This window comes from Poseidonibacter lekithochrous, from assembly GCF_013283835.1.
GTDB classification, from domain to species: domain Bacteria; phylum Campylobacterota; class Campylobacteria; order Campylobacterales; family Arcobacteraceae; genus Poseidonibacter; species Poseidonibacter lekithochrous.
This window is the reverse complement of record NZ_CP054052.1, coordinates 108,824-133,023: the sequence shown is the minus strand read 5'-3', so window position 1 is coordinate 133,023 and position 24,200 is coordinate 108,824. Positions and strand designations below refer to the sequence as shown.

22 protein-coding genes and 1 tRNA gene are annotated in these 24,200 nt (G+C 28.1%); 10 read left to right on the top strand and 13 right to left on the bottom strand.

Annotation, left to right across the window (positions count from 1 at the left end; translation table 11 throughout):
- Positions 1–8: 8 nt before the first annotated feature.
- On the top strand, positions 9–2,999 hold the full coding sequence (locus tag ALEK_RS00665; protein WP_083574632.1) for a methyl-accepting chemotaxis protein: 2,991 nt from the start codon (positions 9–11) through the stop codon (positions 2,997–2,999).
- Positions 3,000–3,088: 89 nt separating this feature from the next.
- Here the strand turns inward: ALEK_RS00665 and ALEK_RS00660 are convergent, their stop codons facing one another.
- The 4 genes from ALEK_RS00660 to mqnP form a co-directional block, all read right to left on the bottom strand.
- Positions 3,089–3,937: a hypothetical protein gene (locus ALEK_RS00660; RefSeq protein WP_071626663.1), complete on the bottom strand. Its 849-nt coding sequence runs from the start codon at positions 3,935–3,937 to the stop codon at positions 3,089–3,091.
- A 167-nt stretch (positions 3,938–4,104) separates the two neighbouring features.
- Positions 4,105–4,181: transfer RNA gene (locus ALEK_RS00655), tRNA-Arg, on the bottom strand.
- Positions 4,182–4,233: 52 nt separating this feature from the next.
- Positions 4,234–5,037, bottom strand: coding sequence for a GGDEF domain-containing protein (locus tag ALEK_RS00650; RefSeq protein ID WP_071626662.1), 804 nt, complete (start codon positions 5,035–5,037; stop codon positions 4,234–4,236).
- 98 nt (positions 5,038–5,135) lie between these two features.
- The gene (gene mqnP / locus ALEK_RS00645) at positions 5,136–5,993 is read right to left on the bottom strand and encodes a menaquinone biosynthesis prenyltransferase MqnP (RefSeq protein WP_071626661.1); all 858 of its coding nucleotides are present in this window, start codon (positions 5,991–5,993) and stop codon (positions 5,136–5,138) included.
- Positions 5,994–6,140: 147 nt separating this feature from the next.
- Between mqnP and ALEK_RS00640 the strand changes: the two genes are divergently transcribed.
- From ALEK_RS00640 to ALEK_RS00600, 9 genes are all read left to right on the top strand, one after another.
- Positions 6,141–6,335 carry a hypothetical protein gene (locus ALEK_RS00640; protein WP_071626660.1) on the top strand — a complete coding sequence of 65 codons (195 nt, stop codon included), beginning with the start codon at positions 6,141–6,143 and terminating at the stop codon, positions 6,333–6,335.
- 35 nt (positions 6,336–6,370) lie between these two features.
- Positions 6,371–7,249 (top strand): tRNA (adenosine(37)-N6)-dimethylallyltransferase MiaA, encoded by an 879-nt coding sequence (gene miaA, locus ALEK_RS00635; protein ID WP_071626659.1) that lies wholly within the window; start codon positions 6,371–6,373, stop codon positions 7,247–7,249.
- Positions 7,250–7,329: 80 nt separating this feature from the next.
- Positions 7,330–7,533: a 50S ribosomal protein L31 gene (rpmE, locus tag ALEK_RS00630; RefSeq protein WP_071626658.1), complete on the top strand. Its 204-nt coding sequence runs from the start codon at positions 7,330–7,332 to the stop codon at positions 7,531–7,533.
- 9 nt (positions 7,534–7,542) lie between these two features.
- Positions 7,543–8,361 (top strand): 16S rRNA (cytidine(1402)-2'-O)-methyltransferase, encoded by an 819-nt coding sequence (rsmI, locus tag ALEK_RS00625; protein ID WP_071626657.1) that lies wholly within the window; start codon positions 7,543–7,545, stop codon positions 8,359–8,361.
- A gap of 180 nt (positions 8,362–8,541) precedes the next feature.
- On the top strand, positions 8,542–9,231 hold the full coding sequence (gene rlmB, locus ALEK_RS00620; protein WP_071626656.1) for a 23S rRNA (guanosine(2251)-2'-O)-methyltransferase RlmB: 690 nt from the start codon (positions 8,542–8,544) through the stop codon (positions 9,229–9,231).
- A 10-nt stretch (positions 9,232–9,241) separates the two neighbouring features.
- Positions 9,242–10,054 (top strand): hypothetical protein, encoded by an 813-nt coding sequence (locus tag ALEK_RS00615; protein ID WP_071626655.1) that lies wholly within the window; start codon positions 9,242–9,244, stop codon positions 10,052–10,054.
- A 5-nt stretch (positions 10,055–10,059) separates the two neighbouring features.
- The gene (locus ALEK_RS00610; RefSeq protein WP_071626654.1) at positions 10,060–11,274 is read left to right on the top strand and encodes an LL-diaminopimelate aminotransferase; all 1,215 of its coding nucleotides are present in this window, start codon (positions 10,060–10,062) and stop codon (positions 11,272–11,274) included.
- An 8-nt stretch (positions 11,275–11,282) separates the two neighbouring features.
- Positions 11,283–12,545, top strand: coding sequence for a homoserine dehydrogenase (locus ALEK_RS00605; RefSeq protein WP_071626653.1), 1,263 nt, complete (start codon positions 11,283–11,285; stop codon positions 12,543–12,545).
- A 94-nt stretch (positions 12,546–12,639) separates the two neighbouring features.
- Positions 12,640–13,998, top strand: coding sequence for an MATE family efflux transporter (locus ALEK_RS00600; protein ID WP_071626652.1), 1,359 nt, complete (start codon positions 12,640–12,642; stop codon positions 13,996–13,998).
- Here the strand turns inward: ALEK_RS00600 and ALEK_RS00595 are convergent.
- The 9 genes from ALEK_RS00595 to ALEK_RS00555 all read right to left on the bottom strand — a co-directional run bounded on the left by ALEK_RS00595 (position 13,991) and on the right by ALEK_RS00555 (position 23,831).
- Positions 13,991–14,686: an HvfC family peptide modification chaperone gene (locus ALEK_RS00595; RefSeq protein ID WP_071626651.1), complete on the bottom strand. Its 696-nt coding sequence runs from the start codon at positions 14,684–14,686 to the stop codon at positions 13,991–13,993. The genes ALEK_RS00600 and ALEK_RS00595 overlap by 8 nt on opposite strands.
- Positions 14,679–15,500 (bottom strand): MbnB/TglH/ChrH family RiPP precursor modification enzyme, encoded by an 822-nt coding sequence (locus ALEK_RS00590; RefSeq protein WP_071626650.1) that lies wholly within the window; start codon positions 15,498–15,500, stop codon positions 14,679–14,681. The genes ALEK_RS00595 and ALEK_RS00590 overlap by 8 nt, the downstream gene beginning before the upstream one ends.
- A 26-nt stretch (positions 15,501–15,526) precedes the next feature.
- Positions 15,527–15,889 carry an HvfA family oxazolone/thioamide-modified RiPP metallophore gene (locus ALEK_RS00585; RefSeq protein ID WP_071626649.1) on the bottom strand — a complete coding sequence of 121 codons (363 nt, stop codon included), beginning with the start codon at positions 15,887–15,889 and terminating at the stop codon, positions 15,527–15,529.
- A gap of 357 nt (positions 15,890–16,246) precedes the next feature.
- On the bottom strand, positions 16,247–19,363 hold the full coding sequence (locus ALEK_RS00580) for an efflux RND transporter permease subunit (protein WP_071626648.1): 3,117 nt from the start codon (positions 19,361–19,363) through the stop codon (positions 16,247–16,249).
- Positions 19,364–19,372: 9 nt separating this feature from the next.
- A complete protein-coding gene (locus ALEK_RS00575) occupies positions 19,373–20,392 on the bottom strand; it encodes an efflux RND transporter periplasmic adaptor subunit (RefSeq protein WP_071626647.1) in 1,020 nt (339 codons plus the stop codon).
- Positions 20,392–21,585, bottom strand: a complete 1,194-nt coding sequence (locus ALEK_RS00570; RefSeq protein ID WP_071626646.1) for a TolC family protein — start codon at positions 21,583–21,585, stop codon at positions 20,392–20,394. Before ALEK_RS00570 ends, ALEK_RS00575 begins: the two co-directional genes overlap by 1 nt.
- Entirely contained in the window at positions 21,585–21,968 is a 384-nt protein-coding gene (locus ALEK_RS00565) for a FixH family protein (RefSeq protein ID WP_071626645.1), read from the bottom strand. Before ALEK_RS00565 ends, ALEK_RS00570 begins: the two co-directional genes overlap by 1 nt.
- A 74-nt stretch (positions 21,969–22,042) precedes the next feature.
- Positions 22,043–23,044, bottom strand: coding sequence for a sensor histidine kinase (locus ALEK_RS00560; RefSeq protein WP_083574631.1), 1,002 nt, complete (start codon positions 23,042–23,044; stop codon positions 22,043–22,045).
- A gap of 127 nt (positions 23,045–23,171) precedes the next feature.
- Positions 23,172–23,831, bottom strand: a complete 660-nt coding sequence (locus tag ALEK_RS00555; protein ID WP_071626643.1) for a response regulator transcription factor — start codon at positions 23,829–23,831, stop codon at positions 23,172–23,174.
- Positions 23,832–24,200: the final 369 nt, after the last annotated feature.

The window sequence follows — 24,200 nt, the reverse complement described above, 5'->3', positions numbered from 1 at the left end:
GGCATTAAATGAATAATTTAAAAATAAAACATAAGCTCCAGTTGCTCTTACTCTTACCTATTCTTGGTATTATAATACTCTCAGTTAAAATAAGTTTAGATCGTTATCATGAATATATACAATATAATATGTTAAATCATTCAGTTATTCTATCCAACAAAATAACAACCCTAGTTCACGAACTACAAAAAGAAAGAGGTATGACAGCTGGTTTTCTTGGTAGTAAAGGTGAAAAATTTAAAGTAGAACTTCCTAAACAAAGAATCTTAAGTAATAAGAAAAAAGAACAACTACATTCGTTTATGAATGAAATAAATATTAAAGATTATGATAAAAAATATCAAGATTTAGTAAAAAGTGCCTTTGATAAACTATCAAAATTACAATCAATGAGAAGTGATATATCTTCAATGAATATTACAGGTAAAACTGCAATTGCTTATTATACGAATATGAATAGTAATTTCTTAGAAATTGTAAGAAAATCATCATCTTTTTCTACAAATACAGATATGGCTCAACAATTAAATTCATATACAAATTTTTTATTAGCAAAAGAGCGAGCAGGAATCGAAAGAGCAATTGGAGCAGTAACATTCTCATCAAATAAATTCTTGGAAGGAATGAGACTAAAGTTTAACAAACTTGTTGCGGAACAAGATGCTTTTTTATATTCATTTGAAAAACTTACAAATGAAGACACTTTGTCATTTTATAAAAAAACTGTACAAGGTGATGCAATAAATGAAGTAAACAGAATGAGAAAAATTGCTTTAAATACTACTAGTATTGGTGGTTTTGGCGTTGATTCTTCTTTTTGGTTTGAACAAATTACTTCAAAAATAAATAAACTAAAAAAAGTAGAAAATTTTATCAGCTCAAACATTCAGGTAAATGATGAAAAACTAAAAAATACTATTACTTTAGCACAAAGTTATTCAGACTTATTACATGAAACTCAAAAAGAAAGAGGTGCAACAGCTGGTTACCTAGGGAGCAAAGGTGTTAAGTTTAAATCAAAGATTATAGAACAAAGAGAAGTTACAAATGAAAAGTATTCAAACTTTAAAAGAGTTGTAAATAGTATTAATATAAATGAATATCCAGAATTTATTCAAAAAAATGTAAAAAAATCAATGAGAAATATAGAAGCAGTATTTTCATCAAGAAAAGAAATTGATGGGTTAAAGATTTCTGCAAAAGATGCTATTGAATCTTTTACTAATATGAATTCACAGTTCTTAGATACTATTTCATTAATTTCAAAACTTCCAAAAGACTCAGAGATTACATCAAGTTTAATTTCATTTTACAACTTTTTAATGAGTAAAGAGAGAGCTGGAATTGAAAGAGCTGTTATGGCAAATGTTTTTGCCTCAGATAAATTCTCTGATAGCTCAAAAAGTAAATTTACTTCTTTAGTAACAGAACAAAATACTTTTATTAAATCATTTTTAGCATCGGCAAATAAAGCTACTAAACAATTCTACAAAGAAACTATGCAAGGTTTAGACATTGATAATGTAAATGAAATGAGAGGAATTGCCTTAACTGCTAGAAATATTGGTGGATTTGGTGTTGACTCTTCATATTGGTTTAGAACAATCACTCAAAAGATAAACTTACTTAAAAAAGTTGATGATAAATTGGCGCAAGATTTAATTATTGAATCACATAATTTATCAGAAAATGCAAGAAATGAAATGATAATTTATATTTTATTATCAGTACTTATTTTAATAATATCATCATTTTTAGGTATTTCAATTTCTAATAATATCTCACTAAGTGTACAAAAACTAGCCCAAGGGGTTGATAACTTCTTTAGGTTCTTAAATAAAGAGATTAAAGACACTAGTTTAATTGAATTAGAACAAAATGACGAAATAGGAACTATGGCAAAAAGTGTTAACAATAATATTACAAGAACTAAAGAAATTATTATTGATGATATTAAATTTATGGAAGAAGTAAAACATATTGTTGAACAGATCAAACAAGGATATTTATATCAAAGACTTGAATATAATCTTACAAATGAAAACCTAGAAGAGCTAAAATCAGAGATTAATGCAATGCTTGAAGTGATGAATAAAACAATTGGTGGAAGTGTAAATAAAATTACTGATGTTTTAAATTCATATGCAAATCTAGACTTTACAAATAATATCAAAAATGCACAAGGTCAAGTTGAAAGCCATATATTAAATGTTGGTTGTATGATTACAAATATGTTAATAGAGAATAAAAAGAATGGATTAACAATCGATGAATCAGCACAGGTACTTTTAGAGAATGTAGATATTTTAAATATCTCTTCAAATGAAGCAGCAGCATCACTAGAGCAGACAGCAGCAGCCTTAGAAGAGATGACAGAGAGTATTAGTCACAATACACAAAACGTCGTAAAGATGTCTTCTCATGCAAAAAAAGTAACAAAATCAGTAAATGAAGGTCAAACATTAGCAAATGAAACAACAACTGCTATGGATGAAATAAATGAGCAAGTAAGTGCTATTAGCGATGCTATTTCTATTATTGATCAAATTGCATTCCAAACAAATATTTTATCACTTAATGCAGCAGTTGAAGCTGCTACTGCGGGAGAAGCTGGAAAAGGTTTTGCAGTTGTAGCAGGAGAAGTTAGAAACCTAGCAAATCGTGCGGCAGAAGCTGCTAATGAGATTAAAGCACTTGTTGAAAATGCCTCAATGAAAGCAAATGATGGTAAAAAAATTGCTAGCAAAATGACTGCTGGATATACAAGTCTAAATGAAAGTATTAGCCAAACTATTAATCTAATTGATAATGTAACTCAAACCTCACAAGAGCAACTATCAGGAATAGAGCAGATTAATGATGCTGTTTCATTATTAGATCAACAAACACAAAAGAATGCCTCAGTAGCTAGACAAACAAAAGATATTGCAATGAGTACAAAAGATATTGCAAAAAGAGTTGTTGAGAATGTTGATGAAAAAGAGTTTATTGGAAAATAAATTTTAGACATTAAAAAGCTAGGTATAAAAACTCTAAAAGTTTTTATACCTAGCTTGAGAGTAGACTCAAAAACTTAAACACAAAATACCTATCTTTTTATTTCACTTAAAATCAAATCTTTTATTAACCATGTATATTTGTATTTCTTAAAACATAAAAAAGAATCTAATTTTTTCTGATTATTATATATTCCTTGAGGTAAACAAATTGAATCATCTTCTCTTTTTATATAAATATTGTTTTGAAAGTATTCAGCAAGTAATTCCCATGAAATAATATAAGAATTAGATTCATTTTTATACACAAAATTTTTCATAAAATTTTGTACAGAAAATGCTAACTTCTTCTTATTATAATCACTATTCTCACCATTTACTGTTTTAAAATCTACAGAAACACTATAATAAAATGCCGATAAATCTTTATTTTTTATAGCATTTTTTAGTTGTTTGTATATTTTTTGAAATTCTTTTGAACTATCTTCTAAGTTATTAATATCTGAGAAATAAAACTCAATATTCATATATTGATTCTTTTCTTCCGAAAAATATTTTGCAACAAGTGAATTCTTTATTAATTTCCATTTAGGTGTTTTATCTTCTTTTGTATAGTGTCCATTATCATCGTCATATTGTAAAAAACCAACAACACTTTTTTTATTCATATCAAGAATATAAGTATAGTTATAATCTATTAGAACGCTAGTTCCTTGAGCGCCTGCACTTCCATGTAAAAGTTTGATATTATTACTTAGAGATTCTAATTCTATTACATATGGAATTCCAGTCATTTGCACTAGTTTTATAGGATTTGTAATACCATTTACTTTGACATAATAACTATACGTATTTTCATCAAAATATTTTAAATAAAGTTTTTCACTTCCTAGAAGATTTATACAAAATAACAATACAAATAGTACTCTTTTATTTAACATTTAAATATCTCCTAGCTTATAAAATTTTCCTCTAAAGTATAATACAAAGGAACTAGAAAAGTAGTAAAAAATAATTAAAAACAACTATAATTTTAAGTGAGAAAATAAATTTTAGATATAAAAAAAGCCAGACACAAAAACTCTAAAAGTTTTTATATCTGGCTTTATGGTACGCCTGGAGGGATTCGAACCCCCAACCGCCGGGGCCGAAACCCAGTGCTCTATCCAGTTGAGCCACAGACGCGCTTATTTGAAGACTGGAATAGTAGCATAGATAAACTTAATATTATAATAGTTTATCTATTTTTTTGTTTATTCTCATACATTAGCTCGTCAGCTATTTCTAGAATATTATCTGAAGTATCATTTGTTTTAAAATCAACTAGACCATAAGAAAATGAAAATTGTAAGTCATTTACTTTTGTAGATTTTAATTTTTGTTTTGCAAGTTTTATTTGGGCTTCGTTCATTTTTTCTTCTACATTTATTCTTTGTACAGCAGAAGCAGAGAATAATACCATGAATTCATCACCAGCATATCTCATAACATTAACACCTTCATAAGCTAACTCTTTTTGTAAAAACTTAACTAAATATTTTAGTACTAAGTCTCCTAATAAGTGCCCATGAGTATCATTAATAATTTTGAATTTATTTAAATCTATAAATGCCATTTTTCCATCATTTTGGAATTTTCCATCATCTAAATAATAATCAGCAAACCATTTTCTATTGTATGCTCCAGTTAAAGCATCAGAGAACAACTCTTTTTGTAAGAATTTGATCTGTTTTTGCATCTCACTTAATTCATTTGTAATAGAAGCTAAAGAGGCTTCATCTTTGTTTACAATTGCCACTTGTGCTTTTTTAGTTGAATCATGAATAGAATCAAGACTATCACTTGTATTCTTTACAATTTTGTCCATTCTTTCACAATTTTGATGTAAATCTTTTAAAACTACTTCTTCATTAGTAATATCTACTTCCATATCTCTTGCTATATTTGCAAAATGTGTAGAGTATTCACCTGGTAAAATGATGTCATTATTTTTTAAATTTTTAATAGTTAAGTATGTTACTTCTTTTAATTTATTACCCATATTTATTTATTCCTTACAAGAATTTGGAAAATTATACAGAAAAAATACATAAAGTTTAATATTATTTATAACAAATAATGTAACTTTTTATCTTATTTCTAAAATATATTGTCTAAAACTATTAAAATGAAGAAAATTATTCCCAAATATCCGTTCACTGTAAAAAATGCTTTATCAATTTTAGTAAAATCTTTATTTACTAAATAGTGTTCATATGTCAACATAATTGCACTTATTAATACTGCAATATAAGCAAAAGTAGAACTATCTGAGCTTATTACAAATAAAAGCCAAAAGATTACAGTTAATATATGAAATACTTTTGAAATAAGCATTGTTTTTTGAGGACCAAATTTTGAAGGAATTGAATGAAGATTTAATTTCTTATCCACTTCAATATCTTGTAATGAGTATAATAAGTCAAATCCAGCAACCCAGAACATAACCCCAATACTTAATAATACAGACCATAAAGGAATAGATTCACTAACAGCAACAACACCAGCAATAGGAGCAAGAGCTAAAGAAATACCCAAAATAACATGAGCTAAATAAGAGAATCTTTTAAAGTAAGAGTAAGAACCAATTATTAATAAAATTGGAACTGATAAATAAAAAGCTAAATCATTTACAAAATAAGCAACAACAATAAACCCTAAAGCATTGGCAATAGTAAATAGTAACATTTGAGAAGCAGAGATTCTTCCATCAACATTTGGTCTATTCACAGTTCTTGGATTTAGAGCATCAATATCTCTATCCATATATCTGTTGAATCCCATTGCAAAGTTTCTTGCACTTAAAGCAGCAAGAATACCAAGAAACATTAGTTTAAAACCAAACCAACCTTGAGCAGCTACAACCATTGCTATAAAGATAAATGGTAGTGAAAAGATTGAGTGTTTGAACATTACTAGTTCATTGAAATCGTTAATTTTTTTTAGCAGTTTTTCCATGAAGCAGATTTTATCTAAATAATTAAAAAGATAAGTTGAAAACCTTTTGATTAAATCTTCATTTTTTTAAAAGCCTTTAATTTTAAAAAAGATAAAATTGTATTAAAAGTTATTTATTTAACAATTATTATATAACAAGCAGGACAAATGAAAACAATTAAAATTTTAATATTAACATTAGGTATTACTTTATTTTTTAGTGCGTGTAGTACAAAGACAGAATCTGATGTATTAGATTCTAGTAAACAAGATGTATCTGAATTACTAAATAAACTAATAGAGAAAGAAAAAGAGATAAATAGACTTACATTAGAATTAGAAAAATGTAAGAGTGAAAAATAAAGATATTTTCACAAAAACTTAGCTAAAATTGCAATATGAAAGAAATTGCAATTATTGGCTCAACTGCCTCAGGAAAAACTGGACTATCATTAGATATCGCCCAAAAAACAAACTCAATTATATTATCACTTGACTCATTATCAGTATATAAAGAAATAGATATTGCCTCTGCAAAACCTACAATAGAAGAGAGAGGAGATATTATTCATTTTGGAATAGATGAAGTTTATCCAAATGAAGAATTTGATGTAATACAATTTATTGATTGTTATAAAAAAGCAAAAGAGTATGCTTTACAGAACAATAACAACCTTATTATCGTAGGTGGTACAGGATTTTACTTAAAAGCCTTAGTTGAGGGATTATCAGTTGGTGTAGATTCAAAAATAAAACTTGATATTCCAGTTGAGGAAGCTTATGATTTACTTTATAGTCTTGATAAAGATTATATGGAAAGAATCAAAAAGACTGATAGATACAGAGTTGAGAAAGCCTATGCAATTTATAAAGACAGCCAATTAACTCCTAGTGAGTATTTCAAACAAAACCCAAAAACACCAATAGCTCCTGATCTTAAAATATTTGAAATTTTATGGGATAGAGATGAATTAAGAAAAAGAATCTCTTTAAGAACTAAACTAATGATGAAGGATGGAATCATTGATGAAGTAATTTATTTAGAGAGAAAATACACAAGAGAACCAAATGCAATGTCATCAATTGGAATTATTGAAACTTTAGAGTTCTTAGATGGAAAAATAAATAAAGAACAACTAGAAGAGAAAGTTGCCTTAAATACAGCCAAACTAGCAAAAAGACAAAATACTTTTAATAAAGGTCAATTTAATGGCAAACAAGAATCCAATATAATACAAAACTTAAATTCAGATATACTTAAGTATTTTTCGCTATAATCCCGCCTTACAAAGAGTTTAATAAAGGACAACATAGATTTGATCTTTTGTTTTACATTAATTTATATAAGGAATATGGCGTGAAAAAAGATATACACCCAGATTATAAAGTATGTTCAGTATCTTGTGCTTGTGGTAACTCGTTTGAAACTAAATCAAATGTTGAAACTATGAGAATTGATATTTGTAATGCTTGTCACCCATTCTTTACTGGAGAGCAAAAAATTGTTGATGCTGCTGGTAGAGTTGAGAAATTCAAAGCTAAATACGCAGCTGCTAAGTAATTATTTACAATGCTGTGCTTAGTTCCCACTCCAATAGGTAACCTTGAAGACATGTCTTTAAGGTCTTTAAACACTTTATTGGAGGCGGAACTAATTTTTTGTGAAGATACAAGAGTCACAAAAAAACTTCTAAATCTACTAGGTGAAAGAAACGACCTAGACTTTTCAAACAAAGAATACAAATCATTTCATTCTCACAATGAAAATCAAGTTTTAAAAACTTTAACAATTGATACTTTTACTAAAAATGTTGTTTACGTAAGTGATGCTGGTATGCCATGCGTTTCAGACCCAGGTGCTACACTAGTTGATTACTGTATTAAAAACAATATTGAATATGATGTATTACCAGGAGCAAATGCCGTTTTAACAGCGTATGCAATGAGTGGTTTTATTAATACTACATTTTCATTTCATGGATTCTTAGCCCATAAAGGCGCGGAGAGAAGTTCAAAACTAGATGCAATTTTACATGATGATAAACTTGCGATTTTATATGAATCTCCACATAGACTTCTAAAATTATTAGAAGAATTAGCTACAAAAGATGAAAACAGAACAGTATTTTTAGCAAAAGAAATAACAAAACTTCACCAAAAAACTTACAAAAATTCTTCGAAAAATTTATTTGAAGAGTTCCAAGATATTAATATAAAAGGGGAATGGGTTGTAGTAATTGAACCAGTTGAAACATGTGGTTCAAGCCTTGAATTAAAGGACATCCAAGACCTTGATTTAGCTCCAAAAGTAAAAGCAAAATTAATATCTAAAATGACGGGAAGAAAAACAAAAGAGATTTACCAAGAATTAATGGAAGAAAGAGACTAAACTCTTTTTTCTTATTCTCCTGTATTTTCTACAAACTCACACTATTTAACAGCAAATCTTTATACTATTTAATTAACCCTCAAATTTGTCTTTTTTAAATACTAGTTATATCTAGTGCAAAATAATGAAAAATAATATAGTAAAAGAGGTTTATCAAGTAATTTTAGATAAAATCTAGCCATGATAATATATGGAAAACAAATCGTACTTTACGTACTAGAAAAACACCCAGAACTAATAGAAGAAGTTTTTCTTTCAAAAGAAATTGATAAAAAACTTTTTACACAATTTGCAAGACTTGACAAAAAAATTCACAAAGTGGATAATCAAAAAGCTCAAGCACTAGCAAAAGGCGGAAATCATCAAGGTTTCTTTTTAAAATTAGAACAATTTGACTATGCTCCAATTAAAAACTTCAAAAATATGAACTTCATCTTAGTTTTAGATGGATTAACTGATGTTGGAAATATTGGTGCAATTGCAAGAACAGCTTACTCTATGGGAATAGAAGGTGTAATTGCTTCAAATATCAAAACTATTAATAACTCTGGAATTGTAAGAACAAGTTCAGGAGCATTATTAGACTTACCATTTACAGTTCACCCAAGATCAGTAGATTTAGCGAGCGAATTAATCGACTCTGGATTTACATTAATTGGTGCAACTACTGATGGAATTGACCTTAAAAAATATGGGAAAATTGAAAAGACTGATAAAGTAGCTTTATTCTTAGGAAGCGAAGGAGATGGTATCTCTCCAAAAGTTGCTAAAAAATTAGACTTAAAAGTATCTATTGGAATGGAACATGAATTTGATTCATTAAATGTTTCAGTAGCAGCAGGGATTTTAATCTACAATCTTAAAAGATAAAGAATAAAAAATGATAAAAAAATTAATTTTAATAATTGCATGTACTGTAGTTTTAAACGCTAATTTAAATGTTAAAATCGGTAATATCTTAGGGGAAGAAGCATTCAACACGCACCAAAACCTAATAAATTATCTATTCTCTAACAATAGTTCATATTACCTAAGTGATGGTAATATCAACTACCCATTAGTAACAAAAAAACTGCAAGACAATGGATTATTAAAATTAAAATACCCTACTACACAATATATTGATATTGATTTTAGATTTATTGGTCAACAAAAAAAATCTTTAGCAATCATAAAAGATATATTAAAATCTTTAGGACATTATTACTACTTTACAAAAGAAGCCAGATTTATTAATGAAAGTTTCACGTGGAGTATTAAACTAAAAACAGAAGCCGCCATCAACCCTCTCAAATTATCTCAAGCACTTGCATTAAGAAATAGCAAGATCGAGAATATAATAAGAGAGGGTAGCTTAAAGTGGCACTATACAATTAATACAGCTAATAGTGACATTTATAGAGCAAAAGATTTAGTTACAAATAACCAACTAATTTTGAAGAAATCTACCAAAGCATTTTTGATAAAAATTGATACAGCAAATGCAATCAATATCATATCAAGAAGTGGAAATAGATGGCATCCAAATGTTGTGTTTTATGACAATGAACTAAATATAATTGAAATAGTTAAAGAAGATAGTTTACAAAAAAGTCTTAGACTTGATGTACCAATTGATACAAAATATATAAAAATAGATGATTTATACTCTCTTGCTAACTTAAAGCGAGGGATTAGTATTACTAAGGAGTAGTAAAAGTGTTCCCAGAAATAGAATTTGAAAGAATGAAAAGACTTCCAAACTACGTGTTTGCAGAAGTTAACAATATTAAAATGGAAGCTAGAAGAAATGGCGAAGATATTATCGACTTTTCTATGGGTAATCCAGACGGACCAGCACCACAACATATTATTGATAAATTAAAAGAGACTGCTGATAAGCCAAAAAATCACGGTTATTCAGCATCTGCTGGTATTTACAAATTAAGATTAGCAATTTGTAACTGGTATAAAAGAAAATATGGTGTTGATTATTTAGATCCAGATAAGCATGCTTGTGCAACAATGGGTTCTAAAGAAGGTTATGTTCACTTAGTTCAAGCAATTGTTAACGTAGGTGATGTAGCAGTAGTTCCAGATCCAACATATCCAATTCACTCTTATGCATTTATGCTAAGTGGTGCAGCAATTCACAAATTTGAATTAACTTTTGACAATGAATACAAAGTTGATGAAGATCTATTCTTTCAAAGACTTCAAAAAACAGTTGATGAATCAATTCCAAAAGTTAAATATGTGGTAGTTAATTTCCCACATAACCCAACTTGTGCAACAGTTAGACCAGAGTTCTACCAAAGATTAGTAGATATGGCTAAAAGAGAGAGATTCTATATTATCTCTGATATTGCTTATGCGGATATTACATTCGATGGATATAAAACTCCATCAATTTTCCAAGCAGAAGGTGCACTTGATGTTGCAGTTGAATCATTTACTTTATCTAAGTCATACAATATGGCAGGATGGAGAGTTGGATTCATCGTTGGAAATGAAAAACTAGTTGGAGCATTAAAAAGAATTAAATCTTGGCTTGATTATGGTATGTTTACACCAATTCAAGTTGCAGCTACTGTTGCTTTAGATGGTCCACAAGATTGTGTTGAAGAACACATTGAAAAATACCATTACAGAAGAGATGTAATGATTGAAGCTTTTGCTGATGCTGGATGGGAAATGGATACACCAAATGCCTCAATGTTTATTTGGGCTAAGATTCCGCAGTGTGCTAGACACCTTGGAAGTATGGAATTCTCAAAACAATTATTAACAGAAGCAAAAGTAGCAGTAAGTCCAGGAATTGGATTTGGTAAATACGGTGATGAGTATGTTAGAATCGCATTAATTGAAAATGAAAAAAGAATTAGACAAGCGGCTAAAAACATAAAGAAATATTTAAAAAGTTTAGAAAAATAGGATATTAGATGTTAAAAGTAGGAATTATTGGAGTTGGTACTGTTGGAGCAAGTGTTGCAAACATTTTAAAAGATAATAAAGATATTATTACTGCACGAGCTGGTATTGAAATAACACCTACTATTGGAGTAGTATCTAATTTAAATAAAGATAGAGGTGTATCTATCAAATTAACTGACAATATTGATGAAGTTTTAAATGACGAATCAATTGATATTGTTGTTGAGTTAATGGGTGGAATTGAAAAACCTTATGAAGTTGTAAAAAAAGCACTTGAAAAAGGTAAAGCAGTTGTTACAGCAAATAAAGCACTTCTAGCTTATCACAGATATGAGTTACAAGATTTAGCTGGAGATACACCTTTTGAATACGAAGCAGCAGTAGCTGGTGGTATTCCAATTATTAATGCCTTAAGAGATGGATTAACTGCAAATAATATCCAATCTATTAGAGGTATTATGAATGGTACTTGTAATTACATGTTAACAAAAATGATTAACGAAGGTGTTGATTACGATACTATTTTACAAGAATCTCAAGAATTAGGTTATGCAGAAGCTGATCCAACATTTGATGTTGGTGGATTTGATGCTGCTCATAAACTATTAATTTTAGGTTCTATTGCTTATGGAATTGATGCAAAACCTGAAGATATCTTAATTGAAGGTATCGAAAACATTGCACCAGAAGATATTGATTTTGCAAATGAGTTTAACTACTCAATCAAACTTCTTACAATTGCTAAAAAAGTAGAAGATGAAATCGAATTAAGAGTGCATCCAGTATTTATTCCAAATAGCGAAATGATCGCTAAAGTTGATGGAGTAATGAATGGAGTATCTGTAATTGGTGATAAAGTTGGTGAAACAATGTATTATGGACCAGGTGCAGGTGGAGATGCAACAGCATCAGCAGTTATTGCTAATATTGTTGATATTGCTAGACGTGGAAAAGGTTCTCCTATGTTAGGATTTGAATCTTCACATGGAGAGAACTTAAAACTAATGTCTAAAGATAATATTCAAACAAAATATTACTTTAGACTAAGAGTTGAAGATAAACCAGGTGTTTTAGCAAAAGTTGCAAACATTTTAAGTGATAAGAACATCTCAATTGAGAAAATGATTCAAAAACCACTAAATGATACTTGTGCACATCTTTTATTATCTACACATACTTGTTTAGAAAAAGATATTAACGAAGCATTAAATGCTATCGAAGAAACAGGAGCAGTTACAGCAAAACCTGTAATGATTAGAATAGAGGATTAATATCCTTTATTCACCTCTTTAAACTATAACTACTTCTTACACAATACTCTTTCTACATTTTTACCATTTAAAATTTTAATATATCGGATATACTTTGAGAAGAAATACAGAAAAATTAACAACTGAAAATATTCCAAGTCTAATTAAACAATTAGCTATTCCTGCAAGTACAGGAATGTTTTTTAATACTATGTATAATGTAGTTGATACATTTTACGCTGGTCTTATCTCAACACAAGCAATTGCTGCATTATCTTTATCTTTTATGATCTTCTTTTTAATCGTTGGATTTGGATATGGACTTTCATCAGCTATTACTGCCTTACTTGGTAATGCCTTTGGAAAAAAGAGATATAAACTTGCATCAATTTATGCCCACAAAGGAATTATATTTATTCCCCTAGTTGGAATGTTTTTAAGTGCTATTGGATATTTTCTAGCACCCTCACTATTCACATTATTAGGTGCAGAAGGTGAATATCTTGATACTGCAATTACATATATAAACCCTATACTTTTTGGTGCTGTATTTTTTATGTTTAACTTTTCACTAAACTCTGTGCTTCTAGCACAAGGTGATACTAAAACATATAGAAATACTTTGATATTTGGATTCTTTGCAAACCTAGTTTTAAACCCAATTTTTATATATGGGTTTCTTTTTATTCCAGCAATGGGAATAAAAGGTATTGCAATAGCTACAGTACTAATCCAAGTACTAAACATGTTTTACATGTTATACAAAGTCTTACAAACAAAACTTATTCATTTTGAGAAGCCTGAATATTTCATGCCAAACTTAAGAGTATACAAAGAATTCCTATCTCAAGGGCTTCCAGCTAGTTTAAATATGTTAACTATGGCCTTTGGTTCATTAATACTTACGTACTATGTTTCGCACTATGGTATGCATGCAGTTGCTGGATATGGTATTGGATTTAGAGTTGAACAGATAATGTTACTTCCTGCTCTTGGTCTTTCAACAGCTGTATTAACTTTAGTATCGAATAACTACGGGGCTAAAAAATATGATAGGGTTATTGAGGTATTAAAAACAGCTATTAAGTATGGATTTGTAATATCAACTGTTGGTATTATTACTCTTACAATTTTTGGTAAATTTATAATTTCTCAATTTGATTCAAACGAAATTGTAGTGCAATATGGATTAGATTACTTACTAGTTGAAGTTTGGATTTTCTATGCATATATAATACTATTCATTTGTGTATCGACTCTTCAAGGTATCAAAAAACCAAAGATGATTCTGTTTATAGGTTTATATAGACAAATTTTTGCAAAACTAATAATTGCATTTTTAATAGTAAAATATTTTGAATTAGATTATATATATTTATGGTTTGGAATTATGTTTATGATTTATTCTGCAGCTATATTTGCATATATTTATACAAATAGGCTACTAAAAGAGAATTGTAACTTAACTATTTAGATTTTAGCAGAGCGTCTTGAGAAATCAACTCTTTTAAGGCCTCTTCTAAAACAGCTTTTGCCTCTTGTAATTCAAGATCATTTTCTTTACATAAAGTCTTTAGAGTTTTTTCTAAGCTCTCTTTCTTATTTGCTCTTTTAATAAGAACATAAATAAATTGATTTATCTCTCTAAATAAAACTTCATTTTGTTCGAAATCAAAATATATTATTAGATAGTTTTCTCTATTTGTTTCATAGTCTTTATTTATAATGTCATATTTAAATTTTTTAACTCTAGCACTTGGCGCTAGTTTATATGAATTATCCCATGAAAATTTAGATTTCTTTTCTTCTTTATACTCTTTCATTTCTACTTCAACTTCAATCCAGTCAAAATATAAAAGTTCATATAAAAACTTTTTATCATGAAATATTTTATTTTTCTTTACAAATTTTCTATAATCATTTGCAATTTGCCAAACAAAAGGAGTTGAAGGAGGAGTTTTCATAAATTCATATACAGATTTTTCTAAGTCATTCTCTGAAATATATTTCATAAATTCAGGGAAAGTATTTTTGATAATCTCTTCATATCTATAAAAAACTAATTTTTGATAAACTCCATAAGCATTTGAGCTTGGATTATCTTTTTGATTTGTGATAATATCGAAGAATCTATCTTCTACATCTCTTTCTAAATTAGCCATTTCTAACTGCCTTACAAATCTTTTTCATCTGTTTGTATTCACTAACTAACTCTTCTAATGGAGGGATATTATTGTCTCTTTCAATCATTACAGGAGCATCAACTTGTTTTAAAGTATATTCTAAAAGTTTCCACACACCTTTATCAATAGGCATTCCGTGTGAATCAATTTTCATATTAGCTTCCTCATCGAAATAATGACCAGCCATATGCATATAAGCTACTTTGCTTTTATCAATTTCATCAATGAATTTTCTAGCTTTAAAAGAGTGATTTACAGAGTTAACAAATACATTGTTAACATCTAATAGCATTTTAGCACCTGATTTTTCCATAACTTCATTAATAAAGTCAACTTCTCTCATTTCTGAGTAAGGAACTAAATAATATGTTGCATTTTCTAAAATCAGATTTCTTTGAATTATATCCTCAACCTCTTTTACTCTATCTGCTATTACATTTACCATTTTTTTAGTCATAGGTACAGGTAATAACTCATAAGATTGTTTATTATCTAGGGAAGAAAAACTTAGGTGTTCAGAATAAAATTCTATATTGTATCTATCAAGGAAAGTTTTAACCTGTTTGACAAACTTTCTATTAAGTTTGTCAACAGAGCCAATAGATAAAGATAAACCATGTGCAACTGTAGGTTTAGAGAACACAGCTTCTTCAAAAGCTTTTTCATATAACTTGGGCATATGCATCCAATTTTCAGGAGTTACTTCCCACCAGTCAGGTTGAAATTCATTTTCTTTTAGGTCAAGAAGAAAATCACTTCTTAATCCTAATCCACAGCCTTTTAAATTTATCATCTTATCTATCTTTTTTTATCATCTAATTATTTGCTACCACATTTACCAGCGCCACAAGAACCGCTTTTCATTTCTTTTTTAGCATCTTTTTTCATGTCGCCACCACATTTACCAGCTCCACAAGATCCACTTTTCATTTCTTTTTTAGCATCTTTCTTCATGTCGCCACCACATTTACCAGCTCCACAAGATCCACTTTTCATTTCTTTTTTCTTCATGTCGCCACCACATTTACCAGCACCACAAGAACCTTTTTTGTCCATCTTTTCAGATTTTTTCATATCTCCACCACATTTACCAGCTCCACAAGATCCGTTTCCTGCAAATGCAGCTGTTGTAGTTAGTGCCGCTCCTAACATAATTCCTGCTAATTTCATTTTAGTACTCATTTTGTATCCTTAATATTTTTTTAAATTATTAACGCTGCATTTTATTTAGTTTAGCGCAAAGTTGGTTTAGCAAATAGTGCCAACAAAATCGGTATTTACAAGACTCATTGTAAACATCCACAAAGTATACTGGATGATAAAATTTCTATCTAATAAAACTTCACTTATCATGTTTGATTAAGAAATAAACCAAACGATAAATTCACTTTTAACATTCGCTCTTGCTAAATGTTCTAGGAGAATTTTATAGAATTTTTGTGTAGTTAATGTTTAGATTATTCATTTTAACTAAATAATTTTTAAATTTTATATATAAAAGAATAATTTATATAAATATTATTCTTTTGTATTCTATATTTAATGACTTAAATCACAATCTGCCATTTTTCCACCTTTTTTTATAGCTAATATATAAAAAATTGAAGGGATTACAATCAAAGTTAAAAATGCCGAAGACACCATTCCTCCGATCATAGGAGCTGCTATTCTTTGCATTACCTCACTACCTACCCCATCTATATACATAATAGGAATAAGCCCTCCTAAGATGGCAAATAGGGTCATTAGTTTTGGTCGAAGTCTTAAAACTGCACCTTTATAAATTGCATGGTAAATATGTTCTTTTTCTATTTTTAAACATTTGTCTTTTAACTCTAACATCGCTTCATGTAAGTAAACAATCATCACAATTGATGTTTCAGCAGCAACTCCAAGCAGAGCTAGGAAACCAACAATTACAGCAATTGAGATATTAAAGTTTAGGAAATCTAAATAGAATATTCCACCAGTTAATGCAAATGGTAAGGTAAAGAAAATTATCATTGTATATGTAATATTTTTTAGTGCAAAATAAATAAGAATAAATATAATCACAAAAGTTAGAGGAATTATATATAATAATCGCTCCATTGCTGATTCTAAATACTCACTCTGCCCTGCCCACTCATAATAAAAACCACTAGGTAATTTTATATCTTTTAATAAAGCTTTAGCTTCGTCTTTATACTGCTTTGCAGAAACACCGCTTTTTGGTGTTATATATATAAAGTTTACATTTAAGGCTTTTTCAGACTTTATAACAGAAGGACCTTCTTCATACTTTAGTTGTGCAAACATTTCTAAAGGCTGGAAACCTAATTTTGTTTTAACTTGTAAATTACGTAAACTTGTAATATCTTCCCTTTGGCTTGTCTCAAACCTCAAAGTCATAGGATATCGCTCTAAACCATCTAAAAATGTAGATACTTTAGCTCCTGCAACCCCAAGTGATACAGTAGATAAAATATCATTCTTAGAAATACCATATCTTGAAATCATCTCTTCATCTATATCAATATTTAAATAATACCCAGAGTTGATTTTATCTGTTGATACAGAAAGTGTTTTATCAAACTTTTTAAGTTCTTGCTCTATTAAACCTGCTGTCTCTTCAAGCTTCTGATGATTATTTCCATATAGTTTTATTCCTAAAGGTGTTCGTATACCTGTTAGAAGCATATCAATTCTACCTCTAATTGGGTAAGTCCAAGAGTTAATAAGCCCTGCTACTTGCAGTTTTTTATCCATTTCTGCCATTAGTTTCTTATATGTCATTCCCTCACGCCATTGATCTTCAGGCTTAAAAGTAACAATTGTTTCAATCATAGCAAGTGGAGCTGGATCTGTTGCTGTATCTGCTCGCCCTGCTTTTCCAAATACTGTTTGTACTTCTGGAAAGGATTTTAGAATCTTATCTGTTTTATATGTTAACTCTTTTGCTAAATCAACTCCTAATCCATAAGGAGTTACAGGCATATACATAAATACAGTTTCATTCATCATTGGCATAAATTCCCAATTTTGTTTTTTGTACACTGGGTATGCCGCTATTATAGTTCCTATAAAAGCTAAAACAACAAAATATCTCAATTTTAGTGAGAGTTTTAAAAGTGGAGAATAAAGTAAAATAAAAAACTTATTTAACCAGTTTTTATTTTCACTTAGAATTTTTCCTCTTATAAAAAATACCATTAAAATAGGAACAACTGTAATTGATAAAATTGCTCCTGAAATCATTGCAAAAGATTTAGTAAAAGCTAAAGGAGTAAATAATCTACCTTCTTGTCCAGTTAATGCAAAAATTGGTAAAAAAGAAACTACAACTAAAATCAATGCAAAGAATATTGGACGACCAACTTGTTTTGCAGATTTGATTATAATTTCTATTCGCTCTTCATTGGAGATATTTTCTTTTCCTTGCAGGTACTTATGGGCATTTTCAACCATTACAATAGTTGCATCTACCATTGCCCCAATAGCAATGGCAATTCCTCCAAGACTCATAATATTTGAGCCCATTCCAAAAGCTTTCATTAATAAAAAAGTAATAAGTACTGTAATTGGCAAAGTAATGATTATAATTAACGCAGACCTTGCATGGAATAAAAACAGTGCTGTAATAATCATTACAATAATTGACTCTTCAATTAAAGTATTTTTCAAAGTATCAATTGCTTTATCAATAAGTGAAGACCTATCATAAGTCTCAATTACTTCAACTCCATCAACATTTAGGGTTTCTAATTTTTGTTTTACTGCTTTTATAACAGCATAAGGATTTTCCCCATATCGAACAACTACAATACCACCAACAGTATCACCCTGCCCGTTTAAATCAGCCATACCACGTCTATTTGAAGAGGTAATATTAACATCTGCAATATCTTTAATTTTTAAAGGAATTGAATTCATAGTTTTTATAGTAATATTTTCAATATCAACAACACTTTGTAAATAACCTTTGGCTTGAATCATATGCTCAAAACCATTCTCTAAGATTATTCGTCCACCTTTTTCATCATTATTTTTTGATAAGGCGCTTTTCACATCATTAATACTTAAATCATATTGCACTAACTTATCTTGGTTTAAAGTGATTTCATAATTCTTAATAAATCCGCCAATAGAAGCAATTTCACTTACTCCATCAACTCCTAAAAGGGCATATTTATAATAATAATCTTGAAGTGTTCTTAACTCATCTAAAGACTTTGTATCTGATTTTAAAGCATACTCATAAGCCCATCCAACACCTGTTGCATCTGGACCAATTGCCACATCTACACCTTGGGGAAATGTTCCTTGAAGTTGAGATAATTGCTCTAAGATTCTATTTCTTGAATCATAAAGATCAGTTCCATCTTTAAAGATAATATAAATCAAAGCATTCTGAAAAGAACTCATAGCTCTTACTGTGTCAATATTAGGTAAAGACATTAAATTTGAGATTAAAGGATATGATACTTGCTCTTCAATAGTTTTAGGACTCTGTCCTGCCCACTTTACTTGCACAATAACTTGAGGAGGAGATAAATCAGGTAAGGCATCTAAGGCTGTGTTTTTAACAGCCCAAATAGATGCAAAACTTAAAATTATTACTGAAAAAAGTATTAAAAATTTATTTCTTATACTATATGATATTACACTTTCAACCATAATCTTTTCCTACCAATCATCATCTGTATCTGATTCATACAGTGCATTTGTAACTGCATCTGAATCAAGTAAGAATAAAGCATTATTTATAACCTTATCACCTTTATTTAAACCATCTAAGATTTCATATCTATTTGTAGAAATTCTTTTTGCTTCAATTTTTATAGGTTCAAATTCTCTGTCGGAAATAGGTTTAAATACATAAAAATTACTTCCTTTTGTTAAGACAGCAGTTTTAGGTAAAGTAAGCATTGTTTTATTTACAGCTTTGATTTTCACACTAGCAAACATATTTGGATAGATATTTAAATCTTTGTTATCAATAATAAATCTAACATCAATTGTTTTTGTTTTTTCATTCACCATTGGATAAATAAAATCAACTTTTGTTTTTACTGCTTGACTTAATCCATCAATATAAACATAAGCTTTCATATCTTTTTTTATAAAAGTTAAGTCTTTTTGATAGATTTGAGCTACAAACCATAACTTATCAATATTGGTAAGCTGTAGAAGTAGTTTCCCTTTTTTTACAGCACTTTTATCATTGATATTCTTTTTTAAAACTATGGCATTCATAGGAGAAAATACTTTAATTCCATCCATTGAAGTTTTTGCTCTTTTGATTTTATTAATCTCACTTTTACTTATATCAAGTACTTTTAACTTCTCTACTGAGCTTCTATATAAATTTTTATTTATACTTTTTGAAATCTGAATCTCTTTTTGAATACTTAGAATCTCATCACTATATATAGAGAATAAAGTTTCATTTTTTTTCACATACATTAAATTTTTATTAGCATTTAGTTTAGTAATAAAACCATCAAATCTTGTAGTAATATCTACAGTATTTGATTCATCAATTCTAGTTTTCCCATAAAAACTTTTTGTAATACCTACATTTTCTTCTTTTACTAATACTGTTTTTTTATTAAATAGTTGTTCAACTTCAATTATCTTTGCATCAACACTTGTTAATACCAAAAGTGAAAAAAGAGTGGTTTTTATATATTTTCTTATATTCATTACTTAGCCTTTGCCATATAATATTTTGATTTTGAGTAGTTTGAAAAATATTCTTTTAAATGATCATAACTTTTAAGTTCATAAGTGATTAATTCATTTAGATTTCTTATTGCCATTTGAGGTTTTATTCCTTGAAAACTGTTGTAGTTTTCGATATTTCTTTGCATTTTTCTTTTTAGAGGAATAATACTATTTTGGATTAATTCATATTTATAATATGCATTATTTATATTGTTTTGAAGAATTCTAAGTTCTGTTTTGAAGTTTTGTTTTATATCTTCAAGTTTATTAGCAATCTCTTTTGCTTTGATTTTTGCTTTTACAGCTTTGATTTTTTCTGTTTTATATAAAGATAGAGGAATATTCACAGAAATATTTGCATAATCCTTATATTTATCATCTCTATTAAAATATGCTAGATTTAATTTAATATCCCCTCTTTCATTTTCCAACTCTAAATTTGAAAGGTCTTCATATTTATTAGTATTAATTTTTTGCATTTTTATTTTTGGATGATTTTGTATATCCATAGATAAAACTAGTTCTTTCACATCTAAAGAAGCATCGATTTTATCAACTTTTTCATATGTAATTTGTTCTAATTTTATATATAGATTATCAATACTATTTTTTAAATTTTGTTTTTGAATTTGAATATTTGAATAAGCTATTTTTGCATTTAAAATCTCATTTTGATTTGACTTACCATGTGAATATAAAGCATTTGATAACTTTTCAATTTTTTTGATATTTTTCTCAAATTTGTGTAATAAGATTAATCTTTGTTCAAGAATCAAAATATTATATGAAAGTTCATATATTTTTGATTCTAAGATTAACTTCTTATCCTCTAGGGAATAAGAAATAATATTTCTATCTTTTTTAGCTATTGATTTTTTTATATCAAGTTTATTACCTACTGGAATTACTTGTGAAAAACCAATATATTGAGCTTGCATTGGCTCTAAATCTCTTTTTGTAGGCTCATCAAAATGAATATCATTAACTCCAAGTGTTAAAGTTGGATTCTTCCATTTTGTTGAAAGTTTGATATTTTCATCTGCTATTGATATTGCTTTTTCTATACTTAATAAATTTTGATTGTTTTGGAAAGCATTATCTACCATTTCATCAAGACTTATAGCAAAACTTGATGAAACAAGAAGAGATAAGAGGCAAGCTATCTTTTTCATTAGATATTCACACTTCCTCTAACTGTATGGATCTTTCCATCTTTAGATTTAAATTTTAATTGATATTGCCATGTTCCACCCATTGAGAAATTTACCATCATTTTGTATTTTCCATCAACAAGTTTTGCTTTTGTTTTATATTCCATATAAGGCATTCCTGGCATCTCTGGCATGAATACTTTTATTTTCATCTTTGCATTTGTAATTACATTACCATCTTTACTTAATTGAACAAAAAAGTCATTATCACCAACAATTAGTGATTTTTCTGAAGTTAATTTCACTTCATAACCATTCTTTTCACCCATTTGAGATAAAGGTTCAGCATTTAGAAAACCAATTGCTAAAAACATTGCAATTACTATTTTGAATAAACTTTTCATTTATATTACTCCTATTGAAATTTTATAAATGAATTCTAGCTATTCTATGTGGAGTTAGTGTGCAGAGTTAGGGCTTAGAAGCTTAAAATAAAGCTAGTGCCCTTTGATATTTGTGAGTTTACTTCTATATTAATATTATATTTTTTACATATATGATTTACAATATTTAGACCTATTCCAAAACCACCTTGCTCACTAGTAGCTCGATAATATCTTTTGTAAATGTCTTTTATTTTTTCTTCTGGAATCCCAATACCAGTATCTTTTATTGTTAAATTTTTATTTTTTAATACAATTGATATTTCTCCACCCATTTTATTATATTTAATAGCATTTGAAATTAAGTTATTCACAATTCTAATAAAATCATCTCTATTTATTTTATAATTAAAATCTTCAATATCTAAATCTATTTTTATTCTCTTTTTTGAAGCTAAGGGTTCAAAGTACTCTAATTGTTCATGAATTAAAGTTTTTAAATTATAGATATTAATCTCTTTTTTTTCTTTATCCTCTAAGAAAATATAAATAAGATCTTTGTACATCTCAGATATTCGTTTTGCACTTAGTCTTACTCTCTCAACCTGTTTAGCACTTAATTCTTTATTCTCTGTTGACATTAAAATAGCACTAATTGGAGTATTTAATTCATGGGTTGTATCACGAATAAAGTTGTTGAGTTTTTCACGCTCTTCTTTAATAGGTTTAATAAATAAACGAGCTAAATAAAATCCAATTATAGAAATAAGTGAATAAATAAATAAAAAGAACATTAGAGTTTGTATTTGTAATTCACTTATTTTTTTAGAGAATAAGTTTTCTTTTATTACTATAAAATATACACCTAAATGACCTAAAACTGCGTCATCTATTAATATATAATGTTCATCTTTTAATCTTAGCTCTTTTGAAAAATCTATTTTATCTTCTAGGTTTCCAAATATTTTCTTTTTATTATCATCATAAAAAGCAATCTCATAAGAATCTAATTTTGATAAATTTGAGGGATCAAACTCTCTATTTGTCATATGAGCAAAAATAATTCGTGAAGAAATTTTTGAGACAGTATTTTGCATATTTGATTTAACTAAATCAAAATATAATCTTTTTTCATTTTCAAAATAAAAAAAAGCTATTAATAATAGAAAAATTAAGGCAGAGCCTAAATATAAAAATAAAAAACGAAAGAAGGTTCTTTTTTCACTAACTGTTAAATCGATAACCTACTCCTCTAATATTAAGAATATACTCATCTCCTATAATTTTACGAAGATTTTTTATATATGTTCTAATTGTTGAAGCAATGGGAGCTTCTTCATAAGCCCAAATATTTAGACTTAGTTCATCAATACTTACTGGTTTGTTTTTATTTTTTATTAAATATGCTAGAACATCACACTCTTTTTGAGCAATATGTATTCTTTCATTATTTTTATTTATTAAAAGATTATCCTTATCCAAAAGAATATTATCTGCTATTTGAATATGACTTGAAGGAGAGATATTATAAAGACGTTTGATATTTTCAATTCGTAAATCTAACTCTTTTAGCTCAAAAGGTTTTTTTATATAGTCATCACACCCAGACTTAAAACCCTTCTCTATATCATCCATCATATTTGCAGATGTAATAAAAATAGCAGCTGTTTTAATATCTTTGTCTCTTAAATCTTCTAATAAATCAAAACCGTTTATATTAGGAACATTTACATCAAGTAATAATAAATCAAAAGTTTGTGAATAAACAATATCTTGAGCTTCATCTCCGCTGTAAGCTGATACGACATCATATCCTTTACTTTGAAGATGTTCTTCTATTATCTCATTTAATAATAAATCATCTTCCATCAATAAAATCTTCATATTTGTCCTTATATAAATAATTCTAGCATAAATGTTGTTTCATTTAGAAATACTCTTTTCTAATTAATAATATTTATCTTTTAACTACACACTTACTGCATATAAAAGTACTATAATTATCTTAAGTTATTTAAATAACACCTATGGAATATCGAAGCTATTTAAACTAGAATTTCGAAATCTTTATTTTCTTTTAGCGCGAACTAAACAGAATACCTTTGCTTCGATATTTCTTCTCTCAGTAATCACCCTAATTTTTTAAGTATATGTTTTTAGTATGCAGTTTATGTGGAGTAATGTCGCAAAACTAGAAATTTATAGTCATTTTCATGTATATATAAAATATTTTTTATGTTAGAATTTAGTAAT

Bases quoted from the DNA above. Each gene is read 5' to 3' on its own strand.
- ALEK_RS00665 (WP_083574632.1), top strand. From the start codon at position 9: ATGAATAATTTAAAAATAAAACATAAGCTCCAGTTGCTCTTACTCTTA.
- ALEK_RS00660 (WP_071626663.1), bottom strand. From the start codon at position 3,937: ATGTTAAATAAAAGAGTACTATTTGTATTGTTATTTTGTATAAATCTT.
- ALEK_RS00650 (WP_071626662.1), bottom strand. From the start codon at position 5,037: ATGGGTAATAAATTAAAAGAAGTAACATACTTAACTATTAAAAATTTA.
- mqnP (WP_071626661.1), bottom strand. From the start codon at position 5,993: ATGGAAAAACTGCTAAAAAAAATTAACGATTTCAATGAACTAGTAATG.
- ALEK_RS00640 (WP_071626660.1), top strand. From the start codon at position 6,141: ATGAAAACAATTAAAATTTTAATATTAACATTAGGTATTACTTTATTT.
- miaA (WP_071626659.1), top strand. From the start codon at position 6,371: ATGAAAGAAATTGCAATTATTGGCTCAACTGCCTCAGGAAAAACTGGA.
- rsmI (WP_071626657.1), top strand. From the start codon at position 7,543: ATGCTGTGCTTAGTTCCCACTCCAATAGGTAACCTTGAAGACATGTCT.
- rlmB (WP_071626656.1), top strand. From the start codon at position 8,542: ATGATAATATATGGAAAACAAATCGTACTTTACGTACTAGAAAAACAC.
- ALEK_RS00615 (WP_071626655.1), top strand. From the start codon at position 9,242: ATGATAAAAAAATTAATTTTAATAATTGCATGTACTGTAGTTTTAAAC.
- ALEK_RS00605 (WP_071626653.1), top strand. From the start codon at position 11,283: ATGTTAAAAGTAGGAATTATTGGAGTTGGTACTGTTGGAGCAAGTGTT.
- ALEK_RS00595 (WP_071626651.1), bottom strand. From the start codon at position 14,686: ATGGCTAATTTAGAAAGAGATGTAGAAGATAGATTCTTCGATATTATC.
- ALEK_RS00590 (WP_071626650.1), bottom strand. From the start codon at position 15,500: ATGATAAATTTAAAAGGCTGTGGATTAGGATTAAGAAGTGATTTTCTT.
- ALEK_RS00585 (WP_071626649.1), bottom strand. From the start codon at position 15,889: ATGAGTACTAAAATGAAATTAGCAGGAATTATGTTAGGAGCGGCACTA.
- ALEK_RS00580 (WP_071626648.1), bottom strand. From the start codon at position 19,363: ATGGTTGAAAGTGTAATATCATATAGTATAAGAAATAAATTTTTAATA.
- ALEK_RS00575 (WP_071626647.1), bottom strand. From the start codon at position 20,392: ATGAATATAAGAAAATATATAAAAACCACTCTTTTTTCACTTTTGGTA.
- ALEK_RS00570 (WP_071626646.1), bottom strand. From the start codon at position 21,585: ATGAAAAAGATAGCTTGCCTCTTATCTCTTCTTGTTTCATCAAGTTTT.
- ALEK_RS00565 (WP_071626645.1), bottom strand. From the start codon at position 21,968: ATGAAAAGTTTATTCAAAATAGTAATTGCAATGTTTTTAGCAATTGGT.
- ALEK_RS00560 (WP_083574631.1), bottom strand. From the start codon at position 23,044: ATGCAAAATACTGTCTCAAAAATTTCTTCACGAATTATTTTTGCTCAT.
- ALEK_RS00555 (WP_071626643.1), bottom strand. From the start codon at position 23,831: ATGAAGATTTTATTGATGGAAGATGATTTATTATTAAATGAGATAATA.